General features: G+C 61.6%; 17 protein-coding genes and 2 tRNA genes. 12 read left to right on the top strand and 7 right to left on the bottom strand.

Annotated elements, in window-relative coordinates:
• Window positions 1-5: 5 nt before the first annotated feature.
• The 9 genes from gnd (at window position 6) to ACIPY2_RS13130 (ending at window position 9,009) form a co-directional block, all read left to right on the top strand.
• Window positions 6-890: a phosphogluconate dehydrogenase (NAD(+)-dependent, decarboxylating) gene (gnd, locus tag ACIPY2_RS13090; protein ID WP_400266814.1), complete on the top strand. Its 885-nt coding sequence runs from the start codon at window positions 6-8 to the stop codon at window positions 888-890.
• Between the two features lie 21 nt (window positions 891-911).
• Window positions 912-2,105 (top strand): DNA replication/repair protein RecF, encoded by a 1,194-nt coding sequence (gene recF, locus ACIPY2_RS13095; protein WP_400266815.1) that lies wholly within the window; start codon window positions 912-914, stop codon window positions 2,103-2,105.
• Window positions 2,092-2,646: a DUF721 domain-containing protein gene (locus tag ACIPY2_RS13100; RefSeq protein WP_400266816.1), complete on the top strand. Its 555-nt coding sequence runs from the start codon at window positions 2,092-2,094 to the stop codon at window positions 2,644-2,646. The genes recF and ACIPY2_RS13100 overlap by 14 nt, the downstream gene beginning before the upstream one ends.
• A gap of 337 nt (window positions 2,647-2,983) precedes the next feature.
• A complete protein-coding gene (gene gyrB / locus ACIPY2_RS13105; RefSeq protein WP_400266817.1) occupies window positions 2,984-5,059 on the top strand; it encodes a DNA topoisomerase (ATP-hydrolyzing) subunit B in 2,076 nt (691 codons plus the stop codon).
• Between the two features lie 62 nt (window positions 5,060-5,121).
• Window positions 5,122-7,794 (top strand): DNA gyrase subunit A, encoded by a 2,673-nt coding sequence (gyrA, locus tag ACIPY2_RS13110; protein ID WP_400266818.1) that lies wholly within the window; start codon window positions 5,122-5,124, stop codon window positions 7,792-7,794.
• Window positions 7,791-8,513 carry a DUF3566 domain-containing protein gene (locus ACIPY2_RS13115; RefSeq protein ID WP_400266819.1) on the top strand — a complete coding sequence of 241 codons (723 nt, stop codon included), beginning with the start codon at window positions 7,791-7,793 and terminating at the stop codon, window positions 8,511-8,513. The genes gyrA and ACIPY2_RS13115 overlap by 4 nt, the downstream gene beginning before the upstream one ends.
• Window positions 8,514-8,627: 114 nt before the next feature.
• Window positions 8,628-8,701 (top strand) — tRNA-Ile (locus ACIPY2_RS13120).
• Window positions 8,702-8,744: 43 nt separating this feature from the next.
• The gene (locus tag ACIPY2_RS13125; RefSeq protein WP_310208192.1) at window positions 8,745-8,864 is read left to right on the top strand and encodes a DLW-39 family protein; all 120 of its coding nucleotides are present in this window, start codon (window positions 8,745-8,747) and stop codon (window positions 8,862-8,864) included.
• A gap of 69 nt (window positions 8,865-8,933) precedes the next feature.
• Window positions 8,934-9,009 (top strand) — tRNA-Ala (locus ACIPY2_RS13130).
• Between the two features lie 123 nt (window positions 9,010-9,132).
• On the opposite strand, the gene ACIPY2_RS13135 is transcribed toward ACIPY2_RS13130, so the two are convergent.
• Window positions 9,133-11,130 (bottom strand): beta-N-acetylglucosaminidase domain-containing protein, encoded by a 1,998-nt coding sequence (locus ACIPY2_RS13135; protein WP_400266820.1) that lies wholly within the window; start codon window positions 11,128-11,130, stop codon window positions 9,133-9,135.
• A 112-nt stretch (window positions 11,131-11,242) separates the two neighbouring features.
• Between ACIPY2_RS13135 and ACIPY2_RS13140 the strand changes: the two genes are divergently transcribed.
• Entirely contained in the window at window positions 11,243-12,151 is a 909-nt protein-coding gene (locus tag ACIPY2_RS13140) for a DMT family transporter (RefSeq protein WP_400266821.1), read from the top strand.
• A 27-nt stretch (window positions 12,152-12,178) separates the two neighbouring features.
• Here the strand turns inward: ACIPY2_RS13140 and ACIPY2_RS13145 are convergent, their stop codons facing one another.
• On the bottom strand, window positions 12,179-13,057 hold the full coding sequence (locus tag ACIPY2_RS13145; protein WP_400266822.1) for a glycosyltransferase: 879 nt from the start codon (window positions 13,055-13,057) through the stop codon (window positions 12,179-12,181).
• Between the two features lie 117 nt (window positions 13,058-13,174).
• A complete protein-coding gene (locus tag ACIPY2_RS13150) occupies window positions 13,175-14,116 on the bottom strand; it encodes a hypothetical protein (protein ID WP_400266823.1) in 942 nt (313 codons plus the stop codon).
• A 153-nt stretch (window positions 14,117-14,269) separates the two neighbouring features.
• Here ACIPY2_RS13150 and ACIPY2_RS13155 point away from each other — a divergent pair, with 153 nt between their 5' ends.
• Window positions 14,270-14,812, top strand: a complete 543-nt coding sequence (locus tag ACIPY2_RS13155) for a peptidylprolyl isomerase (RefSeq protein WP_400266824.1) — start codon at window positions 14,270-14,272, stop codon at window positions 14,810-14,812.
• A gap of 9 nt (window positions 14,813-14,821) precedes the next feature.
• Window positions 14,822-15,676, top strand: coding sequence for a rhomboid family intramembrane serine protease (locus ACIPY2_RS13160; RefSeq protein ID WP_400266825.1), 855 nt, complete (start codon window positions 14,822-14,824; stop codon window positions 15,674-15,676).
• Here the strand turns inward: ACIPY2_RS13160 and ACIPY2_RS13165 are convergent.
• The 4 genes from ACIPY2_RS13165 to ACIPY2_RS13180 all read right to left on the bottom strand — a co-directional run bounded on the left by ACIPY2_RS13165 (window position 15,673) and on the right by ACIPY2_RS13180 (window position 18,970).
• On the bottom strand, window positions 15,673-16,302 hold the full coding sequence (locus ACIPY2_RS13165; protein ID WP_400266826.1) for a GyrI-like domain-containing protein: 630 nt from the start codon (window positions 16,300-16,302) through the stop codon (window positions 15,673-15,675). The two genes, ACIPY2_RS13160 and ACIPY2_RS13165, sit on opposite strands and share 4 nt — an antisense overlap.
• A 662-nt stretch (window positions 16,303-16,964) precedes the next feature.
• Window positions 16,965-17,609, bottom strand: coding sequence for a DNA-3-methyladenine glycosylase I (locus tag ACIPY2_RS13170; protein ID WP_400266827.1), 645 nt, complete (start codon window positions 17,607-17,609; stop codon window positions 16,965-16,967).
• 72 nt (window positions 17,610-17,681) lie between these two features.
• Complete coding sequence (locus ACIPY2_RS13175) at window positions 17,682-18,398, bottom strand: alpha-ketoglutarate-dependent dioxygenase AlkB family protein (protein WP_400266828.1); 717 nt, start codon at window positions 18,396-18,398, stop codon at window positions 17,682-17,684.
• The gene (locus ACIPY2_RS13180; protein WP_400266942.1) at window positions 18,395-18,970 is read right to left on the bottom strand and encodes a methylated-DNA--[protein]-cysteine S-methyltransferase; all 576 of its coding nucleotides are present in this window, start codon (window positions 18,968-18,970) and stop codon (window positions 18,395-18,397) included. Before ACIPY2_RS13180 ends, ACIPY2_RS13175 begins: the two co-directional genes overlap by 4 nt.
• Window positions 18,971-18,980 lie beyond the last annotated feature (10 nt).

Consider the following 18,980-nt stretch of genomic DNA (forward strand, 5'->3'; position numbering starts at 1 on the left):
TCACTGTGCACATCGGACTGATCGGCCTCGGAAAAATGGGCTTCAACATGCGTGAGCGCATGCGGAACGGCGGCATCGAGGTAACTGGTTTCGATCGCAATCCGGACGTCACGGATGTAGCTACCGTGGATGACCTCATTGCTGCGTTGCCTACTCCGCGCCTTGTCTGGGTGATGGTTCCTTCAGGCGCCATTACCGACGCCGTCGTGACGGAACTCGGCGAGAAGCTCAGCGCGGGGGACATGGTGATCGACGGCGGCAACTCCCGTTTCACGGAGGACCAGAAGCACGCTGCCGCGTTGGCGGAAAAGGGCATCCGTTTCGCTGACTGCGGTGTCTCCGGAGGCGTTTGGGGACTCCAGAACGGATACGGCCTCATGGCCGGCGGTTCGGAAGAAGACATCGCCCTTGCCATGCCCGTGTTCGATGCCCTGCGCCCCGAAGGTGACCGCGCTGACAGCTTTGTCCATGTTGGCGGCGTCGGCGCAGGCCACTACGCCAAGATGGTCCACAACGGCATCGAATACGGCCTCATGCAGGCATATGCCGAAGGGTACGAGCTGTTGGCCGCCAAGGACATCGTGAAAGACCTTCCCGGCACGTTCCGGGCATGGCAGAAGGGCACCGTTGTGCGCTCCTGGCTGCTGGACCTCATGGTCAAGGCACTCGACGAGGATCCCGGACTGGCCTCAATCGATGACTACGTCGAGGATTCCGGTGAAGGTCGGTGGACCGTTGAGGAAGCGATCGCCAACGCGGTTCCGGCTCCGGCCATCACGGCCGCGCTTTTCGCCCGGTTCGCGTCGCGCGAAGACACCTCGCCGGCCATGAAGATGGTTTCAGCGTTGCGCCACCAGTTCGGCGGGCACGCAACCCGTCCGGCCAACTGACCGCAGGGGTCCGCAGCCGGCGTGTACCTTGAACATCTCTCGCTGACCGATTTCCGGAGCTATGCCCAGGTTGACCTGAAGCTTGGCCCCGGAGTGACCGTCCTGGTGGGTTCCAACGGAATTGGCAAAACCAACCTCATGGAAGCCATTGGATACCTGGCCACCCTGAGTTCCCACAGGGTCAGCACCGATGCGCCCCTCCTGCGGTTTGGTACGGAACGTGCCCTCATCCGTGCCCGGCTCGTCCGTGGCGAGCAATCCACCGTCATCGAGTTGGAAATCAACGCCGGCCGCGCCAATCGCGGGCGGATCAACAGGGGCAATCCCGTCCGGGCGCGGGACATTCTGGGTATCTGCCACACGGTTTTGTTCGCTCCCGAGGACTTGGCACTCGTGAAGGGTGACCCTTCAAACCGCCGCCGCTTCCTGGACGAGCTGCTGGTGAGCCTGGTTCCCAGGCACGCCGCCACCAGGAGCGATTACGATCGCGTCCTGAAGCAGCGTAACGCGCTCCTAAAATCCGCGAGGACAGGTAAATTCACTGCCGGGCACGAAGCCACCTTGGACGTTTGGGACCAACACATGGCTCGCGCCGGTGCCGAGCTGCTGCACGCACGGCTCGAACTTGTCGAACGGCTGCGACCCCACCTGAACAGCGCATATGCGCAGCTGACCGATGGTTCCAAGGAGGCCGGTGCCGTCTACCGCTCCACCATCCAGGGCGTTCTGGACGACGACGGCGGGCCGGCTGACCGCGCGACCCAAGCCTCGGCGTCGGGCGAGGACCTTCGGCTGCTATCCGTCGACGAACTCACCGAACGGTATGTCCAGGCGTTCGCATTGGCCCGCAAAAAGGAACTGGAACGGGGAATTTCCCTGGTCGGTCCGCACAGGGACGAACTTGAATTGATGCTCGGCCAGGCTCCTGCCAAGGGCTACGCGTCGCATGGAGAAACCTGGTCCATGTGCCTGTCCCTGCGGCTGGCCTCCTACTACGTCATGCTCGATGACGCGCGCACAGGCGGTACGGCCCCGATCCTGATTCTTGACGATGTCTTCGCGGAACTGGACGTCCAGCGCCGGCGTAAGCTGGCAGCAATAGTGGCCGGTGCCGAGCAGGTGCTGGTGACTGCCGCCGTCGACGCCGATATTCCTGAGGAGCTGGCCGGGCGGCGCGTAACCGTTGTTCCGGGAGGCATTGATGGCGAAGGATGACGCCGATGGTCTTCAACCAGGCAGGGATCCTGACGAAATCGACGCTGCCCAAGCGGCGTTGAACCGGGTACGTGAGGCAGCGGCGGCGCGCGGCGAGGTACGCCAACGAGCTCCGCGGCCTGGATCCGCGCCCAAACGGTCCGGCCTTCGCGACACCAGGGGCTTTTCCCAATTCCACGGTACCGGCCGCGATCCCTTGGGACTCGGGAAAGTTGTGGGCCGCTTGGTGGCCGAACGAGGCTGGACCTCTCCGGTTGCCGTGGGGTCGGTCATGGCGGAGTGGGACGCCTTGGTAGGCCCGGACATCTCGGCACATTGCACACCGGAGAGTTTCAACGACACCACCCTCCACGTCCGGTGTGATTCCACCGCCTGGGCCACGCAGTTGCGGTTGCTGAGCGCGAGCCTTCTGGACATGTTCCGGAAAGAGCTGGGCGAAGGCGTGGTTACCAGCATCCAGGTGCTGGGCCCGTCCGCACCGAACTGGCGAAAAGGCGGCCGGAGCGTCAACGGTCGCGGGCCGCGGGACACTTACGGCTGAACGGCGTGCAGGGCGATTCAACGCCCCCGGAGCGTATAGGCCCCCATCGGGACCACCGCAGGGCCGTTGCAGAGGGGGCCAGCGGCCTCCTACAGGCATATTCAGCTCTGGGCTGCCCTCGCATTTGCAAGGATTAACCGATTTCCACGATAGAATTGGCGTAGATCACTGAGCGCCGGTGAAACCTCGTTGGGGCCTGGAATCCAATCCTTTGGATTGCAGACCCTCTTTGTTGGAGTAGCCGGCGCAATCAGTCATGTGTCCTTGAGGGCCTGCGGTCAGCCGCGGCCTGAGCTGGGTACGGCCGTCATCTAATACAGAGGAGTCGAAAGCGCCTGTGGCTAACGATCATGCAGAGAGCTTGGCAGTAGAGCCCGTGGAGGAGGCTGCTCCCACGCCGGTTCCGGCGGAGACGCCCAGGGAATACGGCGCCAGCGATATCACGGTGCTGGAAGGGCTTGAAGCCGTACGCAAGCGGCCCGGCATGTACATCGGATCCACCGGCCCCCGCGGTTTGCACCACCTGGTTTATGAAGTGGTGGACAACTCTGTTGATGAGGCCCTAGCCGGTTACTGCAGCCATATCGAAGTGACCCTGCGGGCCGACGGTGGCGTCAAGGTAGTGGACGACGGCCGCGGCATCCCCGTGGATATCCACCCCACAGAGGGCAAGCCCACGGTCGAAGTGGTCATGACCATCCTGCACGCAGGCGGTAAGTTCGGCGGTGGCGGATACGCGGTGTCCGGCGGCCTGCACGGCGTGGGTATCTCCGTTGTCAACGCGCTTTCCCGCCGCGTTGAGACGGAAGTCCGTCGTCAGGGGCACGTCTGGCGCATGTCGTTCGCGGACGGCGGCAAGCCGCAAGGCGAACTCGTGAAGGGCGAGGCCACCGAAGAAACCGGGACCTCCCAGACGTTCTACCCGGACGGCAGCATCTTCGAGACCACTGAGTTCGATTTCGAGACACTCCGTGCGCGCTTCCAGCAGATGGCCTTCCTGAATAAGGGCCTGAAGATCACCCTCACCGACGAGCGGCCCGCTGCGCGTGAGGGCGAGGATGACCTCGATCTCGATGCGGTTGCCACCGAAGGCGAGGTGGCGGCCGAGCACCGGACGGTAGTTTACGAATACCCGGACGGCCTGCTGGACTACGTCAAGCACCTGAACTCCAACAAGAAGGTGGAAATCGTCCACGAGGACGTCATCGCTTTCGAAACGGAGGATACCGAGCGCCACATCTCCGTAGAGGTGGCAATGCAGTGGACCACCGCGTACTCCGAGAGCGTGCACACGTACGCGAACACCATCAACACCCACGAGGGTGGAACGCACGAAGAAGGCTTCCGTGCGGCGATGACCTCGCTCATCAACCGCTACGCGCGGGAGAAGAGCATCATCAAGGAAAAGGACGACAACCTCACGGGTGACGATATCCGTGAAGGACTGACAGCCGTCATCTCTGTGAAGCTTTCAGAGCCCCAGTTCGAAGGCCAGACCAAAACCAAGCTGGGTAACTCCGAGGTCAAGGGTTTTGTCCAGCGCGTCGTCACCGACCAGCTCGGCGATTGGCTTGAGCGCAACCCCGGCCCTGCCCGCGATGTCATCCGCAAGGCTATTTCCGCGGCCCAGGCCCGCATGGCGGCACGGAAAGCCCGCGACAACGCCCGCCGTAAGAGCCCGCTGGAATCTTTCGGCATGCCCGGAAAGTTATCCGACTGCTCCTCCAAGGATCCGTCACGCTGCGAGGTCTACCTGGTGGAGGGTGACTCCGCAGGTGGTTCCGCCAAGCGTGGCCGCAACCCGGAAACCCAGGCCATCCTTCCCCTTCGAGGCAAGATCCTGAACGTGGAGCGTGCACGCCTGGACAAGGCCCTGGGCAACGCTGAAGTCCAGTCGATGATCACGGCCTTCGGCACCGGCATCGGGGAGGACTTCGACATCTCCAAGCTTCGCTACCACAAGATCGTGCTCATGGCCGATGCCGACGTTGATGGCCAGCACATCACGACGCTTCTGATGACCCTGTTGTTCCGCTACATGCGCCCGTTGATCGAGAACGGCTACGTTTATCTCGCGCAACCCCCGCTGTACCGGATCAAGTGGTCCAACGCTGCGCACGACTACGTCTTCAGCGACCGTGAGCGCGATGAAACCATCCGCAGGGGTGCCGCCCTGAACAAGCGCCTTCCGAAGGACAACGGCATCCAGCGCTACAAGGGTCTGGGCGAGATGGATTACACGGAGCTGTGGGACACCACCATGGACCCCGATCGCCGAACCCTCCTGCAGGTCACCATGGATGACGCACTGGCAGCCGATCAGACCTTCTCCGTCCTGATGGGTGAGGACGTCGAATCGCGCAGGAACTTCATCCAGCAGAACGCCAAGGACGTCAGGTTCCTCGATATCTAGGGCCTTAACGGGCGCTTGAATATTCCTGGACCGACATATACCTGAAACGGAAAACTTAGATTATGAGTGACGAAACTCCCGAAGTCCCGGCGGAAAACCCGGAAGGTGCGGACGCGGTACTTGAAGGCGACGTGCTGACGGACCGCGTTGAGCAGGTGGACCTGCAGACCGAAATGCAGCGGTCATACCTCGACTACGCCATGGCTGTGATCGTCGGGCGTGCACTGCCGGACGTTCGTGACGGCTTGAAGCCGGTTCACCGTCGCGTGCTCTACGCAATGTTCGACGGCGGGTACCGCCCCGACCGCGCGTTCAACAAGTGCGCCCGTGTTGTGGGTGACGTCATGGGTACCTATCACCCCCATGGCGACATGGCGATTTACGATGCCCTGGTCCGCCTGATCCAGGACTGGACCATGCGCTATCCCTTGGCTCTTGGCCAAGGCAACTTCGGCTCTCCCGGTAACGACGGAGCTGCTGCTCCCCGATACACGGAAACCAAGATGGCGCAGCTGGCCATGGAGATGGTCCGCGACATCGACGAGGAAACCGTCGATTTCCAGGACAACTACGACGGCAAAAACCAGGAACCCACCATCCTGCCGGCGCGTTTCCCGAACCTGTTGGTCAATGGTTCCTCGGGCATCGCCGTGGGTATGGCCACGAATATTCCGCCGCACAACCTCCGCGAAGTGGCCGATGGCGTCCAGTGGGCGCTCGAGAACCCGGGCGCGACCCGCGAAGAGCTGCTTGAGGCTTTGCTGCAGCGCATCAAGGGCCCGGATTTCCCCACCGGAGCTACGATCCTGGGCCACAAGGGCATCGAGGATGCATACCGGACCGGTCGCGGATCCATCACCATGCGTGCCGTGGTGAACGTTGAGGAACTCCAGGGCCGGACGTGCCTGGTGGTCACCGAATTGCCCTACCAGGCCAACCCGGACAACCTGGCGATCAAGATCGCCGAACTCGTCAAGGACGGCAAGATCCAGGGCATTGCGGACCTCCGCGATGAGACCTCGGGCCGTACCGGCCAGCGCTTGGTGATTGTCCTCAAGCGCGATGCCGTGGCCAAGGTTGTGTTGAACAACCTGTACAAGCACACCCAACTCCAAGACAACTTCTCAGCCAACATGCTGGCAATTGTCGACGGCGTTCCGCGCACCTTGAGCCTGGATGCCTTCATCCGGCACTGGGTGGCCCACCAGATGGACGTCATTGCGCGACGTACCCGGTACCGCCTCCGTAAGGCCGAGGAAGAAGCACACATCCTGCGTGCCCTCCTCAAGGCACTGGACATGCTGGACGAGGTTATTGCCCTCATCCGCGCGTCCAACACCACAGAGGCCGCCCGGGAAGGCCTGATGGAACTCCTGGACATCGACGAGCTCCAGGCGCGCGCGATCCTGGACATGCAGCTGCGTCGCCTGGCCGCCCTGGAGCGGCAGAAGATCCAGGACCGCCACGCTGAGCTCGAAGCACTGATCGCCGAGTACAACGCCATCCTTGCCTCGGAAGAGCGTCAGCGCCAGATCATCAGCGAAGAACTTGCGGAGATCGTTGCCAAGCACGGTGACGACCGCCGGACCCACATCTTGATGGGCTTTGACGGCGACATGTCCGTTGAGGACCTGATCCCCGAAGAGGAGATGGTGGTCACCATTACCCGGGGCGGCTACGTCAAGAGGACCCGAAGCGACAACTACCGTTCGCAGCAGCGTGGCGGCAAGGGCATCAAGGGCGCCCAGCTGCGCGGGGACGACGTGGTGGAACACTTCTTTGTCACCACCACCCACCATTGGCTGCTGTTCTTCACCAACCTGGGCCGCGTCTACCGCGCCAAGGCCTACGAGTTGGCCGAAGCCGGACGCGACGCCAAGGGCCAGCACGTTGCTAACCTGCTCGCTTTCCAGCCCGACGAACACATTGCTCAGGTCCTGGACCTCCGTGACTACCAGCAGGCTCCGTACCTCGTGCTTGCCACCAAGAACGGACTGGTCAAGAAGACCAGGCTTGAGGACTATGACACCAACCGCTCGGCCGGTGTCATTGCGATCAACCTCCGCGATGAGGATGAGCTCGTGTCAGCGCAGCTGGTCAGCGAAACCGACGATCTCCTGTTGGTTTCGCGAAAGGGACAGTCCATCCGCTTCACTGCAACGGACGACGCCCTCCGGCCGATGGGCCGCGCCACATCCGGTGTTACGGGCATGAAGTTCCGTGAAGATGACGAACTGTTGGCTGCCGACGTCGTCAAGGACGGATCCTTCGTCTTCGTGGTGACCGAGGGCGGTTACGCCAAGCGCACTGCAGTGGATGAGTATCGACTGCAGGGCCGCGGTGGCCTGGGCATCAAGGTAGCCAAACTCGCCGAAGACAGGGGCGACTTGGTCGGAGCCCTGATCGTGCAGGAAGAAGACGAAGTCCTGGTAGTCATGGAAGGCGGCAAGGTGGTCCGTTCCGCCGTCAGTGGCGTCCCTGCAAAGGGTCGTGACACCATGGGCGTCATCTTCGCCAAGCCGGATAAGAATGACCGCATCATCGAGGTTGCGCGCAACAGCGAACGCGGTTTGGAAGGCGAAGAGTCCGAGGACGGACAGGACGATGACGTAACGTTGGCTGCAGAAGACGGCGCTGCCGAGGCGACCGTCACGTCAGAAACGCAAAACGACGCTGACCCGGATACCGAAGCCGGCGCGGAGCTGAATGAAGACATTACCGGAGGTAACGAGTGAGTAATTCCGACTCATATCCCAAGCCGAGCACAGGTGTCCCCGGCGGACTCCGGCAGCCATCAGGCAACGCGCAGCCATCAGGCAATGCGCAGCCGTCAGGCAATGCGCAGGCTGGAACGCCTGCACGCCCGCAGCAGCGGCCCGGCACCGGTTCCGGTGCAGCAAGGCCTGCAACTCCCAACGGATCCCCGCAGCGTCCCGCCGGAGCTCCGGGCCAGCGCCCGGCGTCGGCAGGGCAGCGTCCCGCCGGAGCTCCGGGCCAGCGCCCGGCCCAGCCGGGACAGCGGCCCGCATCCGCAGGGCAGCGTCCCGCGCAGGGCGGTCCCGGACTGGTAAAACCTGCACCCAAGGCCAAGGTGCGCCGTGCCCGGCTGCTGGTCAGCAAGGTGGACCCGTGGTCCGTCCTCAAGATGGCCTTCCTGCTCTCTGTTGCGCTCGGCATTGTCACCGTGGTGGCCGCCATCGTGTTGTGGACCGTCCTGGACCTCACCGGCATCTTCAACCAGGTGGACAGCCTCCTTGGAACGCTCGCGGGTTCCGAAGGCGGCGGATTCGAGCTGAAGAAGATCGCTTCGCTGGGTCAGGTGGCGTCCTTCGCCACCATCATCGCCGTAGTGAATGTTGTCCTGCTTACGGCCCTCTCAATGCTGTCGGCAGTGCTCTATAACATTTCGGCAACGTTGGTTGGCGGCATCGGTGTGACCCTTACGGACGACTAGTCCAAATACCCTGAATTGCCGCTGATTTCAGCGGAAATTGAAGGGTGGATTGCCTCGATTTGAGATCGGGCCGGGATGTGCTGTACAGTCATATCTCGGCCCGATGAGGCATCGGGGCGTATAGCTCAGGCGGTTAGAGCGCTTCGCTGATAACGAAGAGGTCCCAGGTTCAAGTCCTGGTACGCCCACGGAACCTACAGGTTCAGGAAACTGAATCGGAATGAGGTACTTGTGAAGAAGTTGCTGGTTGTAGTTGCAGCGGCAGTCGCAGGTGTCCTGGTCTATAAAAAGGCTCAGGAATCCGAAGCCCGGAAAGATGTCTGGAGCAAGTCAACCGACAAGGTCGACTAGCCGAAGAGCCCGCGGGGACTGGTAAAAACCAGTCAATCGTTAGGGTATGATGGACGGGTTGCTTCTTATGGGGGCATGGCGCAATTGGTAGCGCACCTGCTTTGCAAGCAGGGGGTTAGGGGTTCGAGTCCCCTTGCCTCCACCATAAGAAAAGTCCCGGTCAGGAATGACCGGGACTTTTTGGTTTAATGCATCCTGCTCTTTTCGTTCACCCAACCAGGTGACCGATAACGTCTTTACAAAGGCTGGGAACGACGTTATCTGTCACCTAGTTAGGTGGCGCGGCCTGCAAAGCCCGTTCAAGGAACGATTTCAATTCGCTGTCCCCCAGAACAGGGGTGACGACCCCAAGATCGAGGGTTGGCTGGGTCTTGGCAGCGGCTGCGGTCAGAGCGCCTTGGACCTGATTCCGACCGGCTTGCACGGCTTCTGCATCGCCTCGTTTTGCGGCGTCCAGCATGGCGAGTGCGGCCTCAACACCACGCCCGTACTCAGCTGCAGCGGCCGCCCAGTGCTCGGCGTCCGAGGCGAAACCGGGCACGGCCATCTTCGGCAGGAGCTCCGGAAGGCGCTGCAGCAATTTCGCTCGGGCGAGCAGGTCTCCCGAAGTCGGTTTGCCGGCGTCGTAACCTGTCCAAAACCTGTCCATGTCCCGTCTCAGGGCGGGAGCCGACGGCGTCAGTTCGTCGTCCTGCCAGTCTTGGTTAAGGTCGGCGAAGGCCTTGACGGCCGCTTGCACGTCCTTGTCGGGGCCGGCGAGCCTTAGGAGTGCCTCGTCCATTGAGAGCTGAGGGTTATAGGACGGTCCGTTCCAGGAGAAATCGGCGTAATTGAAGATCGCCGGAAGCGAGAGGTACGGCTCGATCATGGCATTGGTGACTATGCCTCGGACTGCCCGGTGCAGATCCGTGTCCCGGCCGATCAGGGGTGCCAGGAAGAGATGGTCCTGGGAAAAGTCGTTGACCGGGTAGTTGTCCCAGATGACAAGATCCCGCGGGGTGCCCTGGGTGCCGTAACTGCGCCGGGCGGTCTCTGCGGAGTCCACGGTGATCCGGTGGGACACCACGTCCTCTCCGGTCCACTGAACCACGATTGAAGGATCCAGGGCCCTTCCGAGTTCCTTTTTGTAGGGGCTGCTGCCCGAACCGGTGTAAAAGGTGGGTACGGTCTCCAGCGGCTGCAGGCCGTCCTTTCCGGCGCTGAAGCGCTGGTTCAACTCATTCAGGAAGGAAGCCTGTGCCTTGGCCAGGTTGGCCTGACCGGAGCCGAATTCCTTGATGTCCTCCGCGCACTGGACCTTGGTGGCGATGTCGTCCAAGGGAATGACAAACGAACGGACGCCCAGGGAATACAAGGACTCGAGCTTGGTCACGGCGTCGTCCAGGTCAGAATCCCTTGAGTAGCAGACGTCGATACCCGGTGAGAGCGCGTAGGTGAACCGGATGTGGTTGGCCGTGGCGGTATCGATCAGTTCCTGTAGGTCTGTGAGTTCTTGCGCGGAGTACAGTGCCCGCCACTTGTCCCGCAGCAGCGGATCGTCTTTGGGCGAATAGATGTACGTGTTCATCTTTTGCCGGCCAGCGAAGTCAAGTACATCGAGCCGTGCCTGATGGGACCACGGGGTTCCGTAAAAGCCTTCGATTACGCCCCGTGTCTGCATCAGGGGCCAGTCGCTGACGCGTGCTGCCGTCACGGAGCCATCCTTCAGGAGCTGCCTCAGGGTCTGGACGGCGTGGAAGAGGCCGTCCGTATCGTGTCCGGTGAGTACCGCCGTCGGAATCCCGTTAGGCGCTCCGGTAGCGACTGCGTAGCCTTCGGCCCGCCCCAACGCCTCCCGGGTCCCGTCGTCATTGCCCGTCAGCTCGCTGAGCAACTGGCCGGCGGCCGTGGTGCCCACAGTACCGAGGTAGACGGCGGATGAGCCTTCCGCGGGGTTGTCCAAGGTGGCCCTTACCTCGGGGGTACCACCGGCTGACGCCACCAGGTCCTGGACGGCCGCCAAGGAAGGTTGGTCGGTCCCCGCAGGTGCCACGATATACACCCGGCCTTTGAGTGACACGGGGTTGCCGGAACCTGCACTGGCATGTTGAGGCACGGGGAAAATGGCTGGAAGGCCCGTGGGGCGGCTTCCGCCGGGGGCGTCCGGCCTATCCCGCGAGACTACAATCCACCCGGCCACGAGGGCAGCCACGAGGATTCCTGCGGCAGACAGCAGCATTGCCCTGCGTCTGCGTTTGCCCCGTGCTCGGGCGGGTGCTGCGCTCAACTCGGGAATCCCCTTGGAATTTAGGTCCGTTTGAATGTTGTGTCCAGACAATCACACTGCCATCGCCGCAGATAGGGGAAGATCGCCTTTCACACCAAACTAAGGTTGAGGCGTGAACCTCCTCATTTCCGCGCTTGGGGTCCTGGGCGTCGCTTCCTCCGGACCGCTGATCGCCGCGACGCTGGGTGCCACCTCCGCAACGGCGTTGGCGATTGCTTTCTGGCGCAACGCGATCGGCGCCGTGGTGATGGCCGTCCCCGTGGCTGTTCGCGAACCGAAGCAATTCGGCCGCACGACCAGGCACGAATTCGGTTGGTCCGCCCTGGCAGCCCTGGCGCTTGCTTTTCACTTCGCCTGCTTCATTACGGCCCTTCAGCTGACTTCAGTCGCGGCTGCCACGGCCCTGGTTTGCCTGCAGTCCGCATGGATCGCGGTGTTCCAGATGATCCGGGGAACCCGGCACCGTTGGCCTGTGCTGGCAGGCCTTGGGATCGCGTTTGGCGGAGTCGTGGCCATCACAGGGTTCGACATGGGCTCCTCACCTGAGGCTCTGCTGGGAGACGTGCTGGCAATTGCCGGCGGAGCCCTCGCCGGCCTCTACACACTTGCCGGCGGTAAAGCGCGGCAGACGATGGGGACGGGTACGTACACGACCTTCTGCTACGGAATGTGTGCAGCCTTGGTTGCGGTCATGGCTTTGGTGGGTGGCCAGCCATTGGCGGGGTTCGACGCCGGAGGCTGGCTTGGGATTCTTGCCATCACCGTCTGCGCGCAGCTGGTAGGGCATACGGCGTTCAACCACTTGCTTGCCACCATGAGTCCGCTGGTGGTTTCCATGATCATTCTCTTGGAAATTCCGGGTGCAGCGATCCTCGCGGCAATCTTCCTCAACGAGACCCTGCCCGCCGGGACCTACGCGGGGCTCGCGCTCATCTTGGTGGGGCTGGCGGTGGTGGTGTTTGGCCAGCGTCGTCTGGGGCCCGAAGAAGGCCGGCGGGAGGCGGAACTTGGCACGGACTGAACCAGCCGCCGTCGTCAATGCAAGCGGCTAGAGGCCGCCGCGCTTGACGCCGCCCTGGGCAGCGTTGGCCACGTGGATGGCGCGAAGGAGCTTGGCCGGGAAATAGACGGAGAAGAAGACCACCATGGGCGCTTTCAAGGCCATTTTCTTGACGTTGTGGGCCTTGTAGGTGCGGTCGAAGCGCGTGACGTAGTAGCGGTAATCCCGCGGTGAATCTTCGAGCCGCCGTGCGGACATCCCGGACACCATCTGCGGCCAGTACTGGATGTGGAGGTCGTGCTCGGCAAGGTGCAGCGAGAGATCGATGTCCTCGTGCATCTCGTCCTTCTCGTCAAGGCAGGCTTCGTCGCGGATGGTTTCCCATGCCGAGCGCCGCAGGGCCATGTTGGAGCCGAAGAGGAAATGGTACTGGTGCTTGGAGAGCCTGAGCATCAGTTGGCGCATCTTGTCATCGGCCTTCAAACCGAAACGGCGCATAGGCATGTCGTAATAGACAACGGGACCGGTGGCGGCCTGCACGTTGGGGTCCTTGAACGCCTGCTGTACCTGCTCCACCCAGTCCGGTTCGAGCACTGAATCCGCATCAATGCGGCCGATGATCTCCCCTTTGGCGCTGTTCAGTCCAAAGTTGCGGGTGGGTATCAGCCCCTGCGTGGCACCCTGCTTCAGAAGGATGATAGGGCTCTCGGGATACTCCTGCTGCATCTGGCGCACTATCCGTGCCGTGCGGTCAGTGGACAGATTGTCCACAACGATGATTTCCTCGGCGGGAACAGACTGGTAGATGGCAGCGATGAGGCACTGGCGTATGACGCTTTCCTCGTTATACGCCGGGATGACAATAGAAACGCCCGGAGGTTCCAGGACGTCCTCGAGTTCACCCTCTGGGGGTCTATCAGCCGACATCACTTCAAATCTAACACCCGGGCATCAACCAGGAGCGGACGCTGTGGTTACCAGGTGACAAACACAAAGGGACCCCGGTATGGCCGGGGTCCCTTTGTGTTTGGCCTGCCGGCCGGATCAGGATTCCTTGGAATCCGTTTCCTTTTCTTCGTCCTTGTGGATGCTGGCCGCAATGTTCTTGACCGCGGTCTTGGCGTCGGTGGCTACGTGGGAAGTGGACTCTTCGGTCTTCTCGAACGCATCCTTGGTTGCCTGCTGCGCCTCGGCAGTGGCTTCTTCGGGGGTGAGATCCGAAGCCTTCGTTTCCGTGCCGGCGGCCGCTGAGGCAGTTGCCGAGGCGGCGGCATCGGCCGGAGCGGGAGTGGGGTTCACGGGCGAGGGCGTCTTCCACGGATCTTCCACCGGCTTGGCGGCCTTCCATGCCGCTACGCCTGCAGCCACTGCCGCCGCAATCACCGTGACGACGAGCCAGCCGCGCTTCTTGGGCTTCTGCTGCTTGGCCAGCTGCTTGGAAACGGCTTTGGTGGTCTGGTCCGTCACGGCCTTGATCTGCTTGCTCGTGGCCTGTGCCTGCTCCTGGACGCTGTGGACAACGCCCGAATCAACAAGCTTCTGTGCCACTGCATCGACCTGTGCCGGGGCGTTTTCCAGTACATGGTGGACGGCTACGGATGCCTGGCCCAGCTGCTCGGAGAGCTTGGGAAGGTACTCCTCAACAACCTTGTCCCGTGCAATTCCGAGGGCGGGGGTTGCCTTGTTCAGCGTCTCCTGGATCCTGGGCGTGGCATCTTCCACGACATCATGAATCCTCGGCGCCAACTGGGCCAGGCCGTCCTGGATGCGCGGGGTAACTTTCTCAACGCCATCGGCAAGGTTGTGGGCGGCCGACTTCAGTCCCTCTTGGATCTTGGGGGAAGCCGTATCAATGCCGTGCTGGATGCGCGGAACAGCCCAGTTGACAGCTGCTTCCACGCGGGGCGCTGCCCAGTCGCGGGCGTTGTCCACGCTGGCCGCAACGGTGGTCTCGAGGTCGCGGGCAATACGGTCTGATTTCTTCACAACTACCTCCCGATACACATGCTGGTTTGTTGCTAGCCTACGTGCCCCAAACAGCGCGGGCTATTCATCCGTAAGATTCTTGCCTGATTTCACCGAGCGCGGAACCGGCTTTCCGGCCGCCCGGGCGTTGACCCTGCATGAAACAATGGGCCCATGACCATTGCAACCGCAAAAGCAATCATCCACACGAGCCTGGGCGACATTAAGGTTGACCTCTTCGGCAACCACGCCCCTAAGACGGTGGCCAACTTTATTGGTTTGGCGACCGGCGAAAAGTCCTGGACGCACCCGGAGACCGGCGAAGACAAGACCGGAACCCCCCTGTACAACGGCACGATCTTCCACCGGATCATCAAGGACTTCATGATCCAGGGCGGCGATCCCCTCGGCCGCGGCATCGGCGGCCCGGGCTACAAGTTCGATGACGAAATCCACCCGGAACTGACCTTCAACGCCCCTTACAAGCTGGCCATGGCCAACGCAGGCATCCAGATGGGCAAGGGAACCAACGGTTCGCAGTTCTTCATCACCACGGTCAACACCGACTGGCTGTTCGGCAAGCACAGCATTTTCGGTGAGGTCACCGACGAGGAATCCCGCAAGGTGGTTGACGCAATCGAGGCCGTCCGCACCGGCATGGGCGACCGTCCTGTTGAAGACGTGGTCATCAACAGCATTGATATCGAACAGCTCTAGCCTGCATTCATGAGCTACGGAATCCCGTCGGCAGAGCCGTCCGCTGACATCCCGGTGTGCCCGAGGCACCCGGACCGGCCCTCCTATGTACGGTGCCAGCGCTGTGGGCGCCCCGCGTGCCCGGAGTGCCAGCGGGCGGCCGCCGTCGGGTTCCAATGCGTTGACTGCGTCAACGAACAAAAACGTGCGACGCCGGCCTACCGCTCGGCGTATGGCGGTGCCTTGGCCGTAGGCAAGCCTTGGGTGACGTACCTGATCATTGCGTTGTGCGTGCTGGTGTACGTCTTGCAGTGGGTTGTCCCGGGCGATGCGGTTTACCAGCAATTTGCGTTTGCCAATGTTTTGGCTGAGCGTGAACCCTGGCGGATGCTGACGGCGGCCTTCCTGCATTCGCAGAGCTTCTTGCTCCACATTGTGTTGAACATGTACACCTTGTGGATTTTCGGGCAAGCCCTTGAGCCTTTGCTCGGGCGCGTTCGATACCTCGTCGTTTATCTGCTCTCAGCCATCGGTGGTTCTGTCGGCTTCCTGCTGCTGACTCCCGATTACCCGCCTGTGGGAGTGGTGGGCGCTTCGGGCGCTATCTTCGGCCTCTTTGGGGCAATGCTGGTGGTCCAGCGGCAGCGTGGCGGAGACACCCGGCAATTGTGGGTTTTGATCGCCATTAACGGTGCCATCGGCTTCTTTATCCAGGGCATCGCGTGGCAGGCACACCTGGGCGGTTTGATTACGGGTGGCTTGGCCGCAGCGGCCATCGCCTACGCGCCGCGCGGGAAGAACCAGACATTTCTTCAGGTGGGTGGCCTGGTCCTGGTGGCAGCCCTGCTGGCGATCGTCACCTGGTTCCGGGTAAACGCCGGCTAGCGATCCTGGGAGACCGGTTGCCGGAGGATGGTCTTGAGCTTCTCCGGCGGAGTTCGGCGCGCATCGCTGAGATAGATTTCATGGTGCCTGCCCGTCATCCGCAGGGAGTGCTCCGGGATGTAGCCCTGGTGCATCTCCTCCAACACCGGCCCCTCGGCATCGTATGGCCCGATGTGCAGGGTCTGGACGCTTAACCCCTCCTTCAGTGTGTCCAACTTCAGTTGTTCCAGCATTGGAGCTTCCCCCTTGGCCGCAACGGCTGTCCGTGCTGCATCGACGTGTTCCTGGGTGATCCAGTCGGGTGCCATGATCATCATGGTCCAATCCCACTGGGACTTATCCCTTGAGCTGGTGAAACTTTCCATGTCGTCGGCCCACCAAAGGCCTTCCAAGGGCATCACTGAATAGTCCCTTCCAAGTTTCTGCTTGCTGAAGAACTTCAGCTTGTAAGCGACCGGATAGAGCGTAGCCAGCGCGTCCTTATAGGCCTGGGATGAGTTGGGATCGCCGTGGCCGTCGAGCATCAGAAACTGAAGGTCCGGAACCCGGACTTGGGTGAAAGCTCCGGACACGGCCTTGTAGCTTTGGATCCGCCGTTTGAAATCAACCTTGATTGCCTGGTCCATCTGCGCTTCTCCCCCACTGCTACAGCACGCCCCGTCTCTTATCCACAGATGTTATCCACACTGTGCGTAACTTACAGTTGTGTAGTTACTGGTGAGTTCCCCCGGAGACGGGCGATAAGGGGTAGATATCCCCCGAATGGCATGTGTCTGTCCACATCTGTGGATAACTTTGTCCCCGTGAGTCTGGGTTTTGTGGACAACTAAGGGTTTGCTCAGCCATCTGTGGATAAAGCTGTTAATCATCCTGTTAAGAACGTGCTATCAACAGGCTTATCAACACTGTTAATAACTTACAAGGCTGTCATTCAGCCGAGTTGCAAGGCTCATACCCCAGCAATAGCGCGGATCTTGCTCGGGAAACCCACAACTTTTCCCCATCTGTGGATAACTTGTGGGAAGGCACATGTTGTTAAGTGGAAAGTCGCTCACGGTTCACGTATGCCCCAGACGGTGGCCGGTTTCCGATGGATCGCGTCTGGGATGAAGGACGCAACGTTTCGCCAGTGAACTTTTCGTGAAGAGAGGAACACTATCCACAGCACAGTGCACAGTGGGCATAACCGTCGGGCTAGGCGGTTTCGCTGTCTATAGCTTGCAACGACGCGGAATCCGAGCCTCAATACGTGGATGTCCACAGAAGTTATCCCCGGCTGTGGAAAACTTTACGCACTTCTGTGGACAGGTTTACGGCTCAATGCTTCCGATCCGGTCCAGACGCCCGATGTTCCCCGCCGATGGCTGTCCACAAGGTGGGTATCGATGATTCCCACGGCTTCCATCAAGGCATACATGGTGGTGGGACCGACGAATGCAAAGCCCTTTTTCCTGAGCGCTTTGGACAACGCAATTGACTCAGGCGATGTGGTGGCAATGTCTGACAGTGTTTTGGGAGCAGGAGTGGAATCCGGCTTGAAGGACCACACGAAATCCACCAGCCCACCCTCCTCCCGCAAAGCGATGGTGGCCTTGGCATTGGTGATGGCCGCACGGATCTTCATCCGGTTGCGCACAATGCCCGCATCCAGCATCAGGCGTTCCACATCGGCTTCAGTGAAGGCAGCCACGCTTTCCGGGTGGAAGTCGAGGAAAGCCTCCCTGAAGGCTTCCCGCTTGCGCAGGATAGTGGCCCAGGAGAGGCCGGCTTGGAAACCCTCAAGACTGATGCGTTCGTACATGCCTTGCTCATCCCGGACGGGCATGCCCCACTCATGGTCGTAGTAAGCCTGCAGTAAGGGATCGGACGCAGCCCACACTGGACGCGCCAGACCGTCCTCGCCAATGATGGTGCCGTTTTCCGCCGGGCTCATTTGTTGCTCCTCCGGGCCTTAGCGTGGAGCGCAGGCCATTAGATCTTGCTCTGTGGATATTCTGCCCGGAGCCTACGACAATCCTGTGACCCGCATGGTGATGTTGATCCGCCCGTGCGTCAGCCCGCACTCAGAGGGCGCGGTTCGCGGGTGGACTTTGGGTATGCCGTGGTAGGCGAATCGGGAAGATCCACCGAAGACGAACAGATCCCCGGACTGCAAGGGCACGTCCGTGTATGGCTTGGTACGCGTCTTGGTGTTTCCGAACCGGAACACGCAGGAGTCACCGATGCTGAGGGAGACCACAGGGGCGCCCGACCTCTCATCCTTGTCCTGGTGCATGCCCATTGCGGCGCCGTCGTCGTAGAAGTTCACCAAGGCGGCATCCGGTGTGTAGTCCTCCGCAAGGCTGTTCAGGGAGGCGTCCTCCACGATGGCGGGTGCGTAGGCTGCGGCCACCGCCTTCCTGCCGAGGCGGACCATCCAATCAGGAAAATCGAGGACTGGACGGCCATTCACATCAGTAGCTTCACGGGTATAGCGGTAGGGCTGCCAGTGCCATCCAAGGCATACCGTTTTCACGGACATTTGGTGTCCGCCCGGCAGGGTTGCAGCCCTGAGCGGAACCGGTCCTTGGGTCCATTCAGCAAAGCGGGCCACGATCCAGCGCTGCTGCTCAAACGTGAGCCATCCCGGTACGTGCACCGCGCCCGGGGCCACAAGGCGGGGACCGGCGTCGTCCGTTTCAGGCTGGACCAGCTCCACAGGAAACAAGCCATCATCGCTCATGCCGCGGCCTCCAGATCCAAGAGGGTGCGCTTGGCTTCGGTACCCCCAAGGTAGCCGCCAAACGAACCGTCGGAGCGGACAACGCGGTGGCACGGAAGGATGACCGGCAAGGGGTTGGTTGCACACGCTGTTCCTACGGCCCTGACGGCGTTCGGACTGCCGGCGGCACGGGCAACCTGTGCATAGCTCTCTGTGCTCCCATAGGCAATGTCCGGCAAATGGTGGAGAACGTCCAAACGGAAACCTCGCGAGAGCCTGAAATCCACCGGCAGGTGGAACTGCCGGCGTTTGCCGTTGAAGTACTCCTCCAGTTGCCGCGCAGCCTCATCCAGACGCTCGGGCGCCTCAAGGATGCGGGGGCTTACGGATTCCGCCAAGCGCTGCAGCACGGCCTGGTGATCTTCGATCTCGAAGGCCACCCGGACCACACCTGCCTCCGTGGCGGCCAGAAGGAGCTTTCCTATCGGGGAATCGACCACACGGTAGCCGATGTCCAGCAGGCGGTCCTGGTGCGCCGCCCTGGCCAGGCGGTCATGGAGGTTTGCCAGTGCCAGCTCAAGGCCCGAATCCATGGGCTCGAGG

Source organism: Paenarthrobacter sp. NPDC089675 (assembly GCF_044749185.1).
In the GTDB taxonomy this organism is placed as follows: Bacteria; Actinomycetota; Actinomycetes; order Actinomycetales; family Micrococcaceae; genus Arthrobacter.